Source organism: Mesorhizobium sp. M7A.F.Ca.AU.001.01.1.1, from assembly GCF_004022735.1.
GTDB classification, from domain to species: domain Bacteria; phylum Pseudomonadota; class Alphaproteobacteria; order Rhizobiales; family Rhizobiaceae; genus Mesorhizobium; species Mesorhizobium ciceri.
Window position 1 is genome coordinate 1 of the sequence record NZ_RZPF01000917.1, and the last position, 2189, is coordinate 2189.

A 2189-nucleotide genomic window follows, 5' to 3' on the forward strand; every position below is an offset into this window, starting at 1 on the left:
GGTTATGCCGGCAAGGTGAAACGCGCCGGCAACCACGGCGGCGCCAACCAGATAGGCGCCGTTCTGATAGAAGGCCATCACGGTGGACGATTCGGTGTCGCCGATCTTGCGGGCCATCAGCTGCGAAAAACCATAGAGCGCCGCCGAGCCCAGCGACAGCAGCGCTGCCCAGTCGAACAGCCCTGCGCCGGGGCGCAGCATCACGAGGACGCCGAACAAGCCGATCAGCACGGTTGCCAGTGTCTGCCAGGAGACGCGCTCGCCAAGGTAGGGCCCGGCGAGCACCATGATGAACAGCGGCGCCATGAAATAAAGCGCCACCGCATCGGCAAGCGGCAAGGCGGCGATGGCCAGGTAGTACATCGTATAGGAGGTGAACTGGATGAAGGCGCGCACCGTCAGCATGCCGAATCGCTTCGACAGGATCGCCCGCAAGCCAACATCAGCATGGACCAGAACGATGAGGATCGGCAGAGCGACGATCGAGCGGATCGCCATCACCTCGGTCACTGGATAACCGCTCGACACGGCTTTGACGAGCGGATCCTGCAGCGAAAAGACCAGCACGCCGAGGCACAGGCTCAGGATGCCGCCCACCATCCGATTTTGCATCTGCATCCAGGCTCCTGCGCGTACGATCCGAAGCTGCCGCCTGCGGGGTAAAAAGAACCCGCCACCGTTTCGGGCAGCGGGCACGAGTGAGGACTCTTGATTGGTCCGCGGCTGATTTCGCAGCCGCATATCCAATGGGTGAGGCGACTATCATCCGCCGTTTGACATGTTGCAAACGAATTGGAATGATGCCAGCAATCAAATTCTCTTATGGCGGATTTCATGCGGCCGACCCTCGACAGCGACCTCCTGCGCACCTTCGTGGCGATTGCCGAGACCGGCAATTTCACCAAGGCGGCGGAGCAGGCCGGCCGCACCCAATCCGCGGTGTCGATGCAGATGAAGAAGCTCGAAGATCTGATCGGCGCCAGCCTGTTCGAGCGCGGTTCGCGCGGCGTCGCGTTGACGCGGCGCGGCGGCGAACTCATCGTCAACGCCCGCCGCATCGTCTCGCTGCTCGACGAGACGTCGGCATCGATGGCGGCAGCGCCGCTTGGCGGGCCGGTGCGCATCGGCATTCCGGAGGAATATGGCCACGCCATCCTATCGCGCGCGCTCGGCGCTTTCTCGAAGCGTCATACGCAGGTCGAGGTCACCGTGCGCTATGCCCATTCCGGGGCACAGATGGCGGCGCTCGCTGCCGGCGAGCTCGATCTGTGCGTGGTGTTCGAATGGCAGGATCCCGCCGGCGGCGAAGTGCTGATGCACGACCCGACCGTGTGGGTGACATCGTCCCTGCATCACATGCATGAGGAACAGCCGGTGCCGATCGCGCTCTACAACCGGGCCGGCTGGTGCAAGGACTTCGCCATCAAATCGTTGGAGCAGCGCGATCTTGCCTATCGTGTCGCCTATACCAGCGACACCACCGGCGGCCTCAAGCTCGCCGTCACCTCCGGACTGGCGATCGCGCCGATCTCGCGCAGCAACATTCCGGACGGCTGTCGTGAACTGACCACGGCGGACGGATTCGGCGCCATCGATTCCTCGAACGTGGTGATGCACCGCAACCCGAACGCGTCAGGCGAGGCGATCGACGGCATGCAGGATGCGATCCGCGAAGCCTTCGTCAACAGGCTCAGTCAGCCGGCGGCATCCTCGTAGAAATGCAGCCTGTTGCCGAACGGATCGGCGACCGATACCTCGCGGGTCTTCCAAGGCGTCTCTTCCACGCCTGGCCTGGCGAAGCGGTAGTTTTTGCCGGTCAGCTCGCCATGAAGAGCCGTGATGTCCTCGACCTCGATGCGCAGGGCGATGCCGGGTGCACCGTCGCCATGATGTTCGCTGAGATGCAGGACGCAGCCGTCGCGGCCGATCGCCATGTAGAGCGGCGCGTCGTCGGCGAAGCGATGTTCCCACTGCACCTTGAAGTCGAGGAAGCCGACATAGAATTCACGCGCCTTGGCAATGTCGAAGATGCGCAGGATGGGTGTGACGGCGCCAAGTCTGGGCATGGTGGTGCAACCGTGCGAGAGGGTTTTCAGGTGGGATGGACGGGGGCGGCAATCCCCTTGTTTTTTCGCAATTCCGGACGGAAAACCGCTTCACACATTTCCTGGAATTGCTCTATTTCAGCT

The 2189-nt window shown here is 62.8% G+C and carries 3 protein-coding genes; 1 reads left to right on the plus strand and 2 read right to left on the minus strand.

Annotated features, from left to right (window positions below):
• A partial coding sequence (locus EN884_RS33925; RefSeq protein ID WP_164890653.1) for a DMT family transporter occupies window positions 1-612 on the minus strand: 612 nt, incomplete at its 3' end.
• Window positions 613-834: 222 nt separating this feature from the next.
• Here EN884_RS33925 and EN884_RS33930 point away from each other — a divergent pair.
• Window positions 835-1716 carry a LysR family transcriptional regulator gene (locus tag EN884_RS33930; RefSeq protein WP_024503767.1) on the plus strand — a complete coding sequence of 294 codons (882 nt, stop codon included), beginning with the start codon at window positions 835-837 and terminating at the stop codon, window positions 1714-1716.
• Here EN884_RS33930 and EN884_RS33935 read toward each other — a convergent pair.
• On the minus strand, window positions 1695-2066 hold the full coding sequence (locus EN884_RS33935; RefSeq protein WP_063169090.1) for a glyoxalase superfamily protein: 372 nt from the start codon (window positions 2064-2066) through the stop codon (window positions 1695-1697). The two genes, EN884_RS33930 and EN884_RS33935, sit on opposite strands and share 22 nt — an antisense overlap.
• Window positions 2067-2189: the final 123 nt, after the last annotated feature.

Excerpts from the sequence above, each read along its gene's own strand:
- EN884_RS33930 (WP_024503767.1), top strand. The coding sequence starts at position 835 with ATGCGGCCGACCCTCGACAGCGACCTCCTGCGCACCTTCGTGGCGATT.
- EN884_RS33935 (WP_063169090.1), bottom strand. The coding sequence starts at position 2,066 with ATGCCCAGACTTGGCGCCGTCACACCCATCCTGCGCATCTTCGACATT.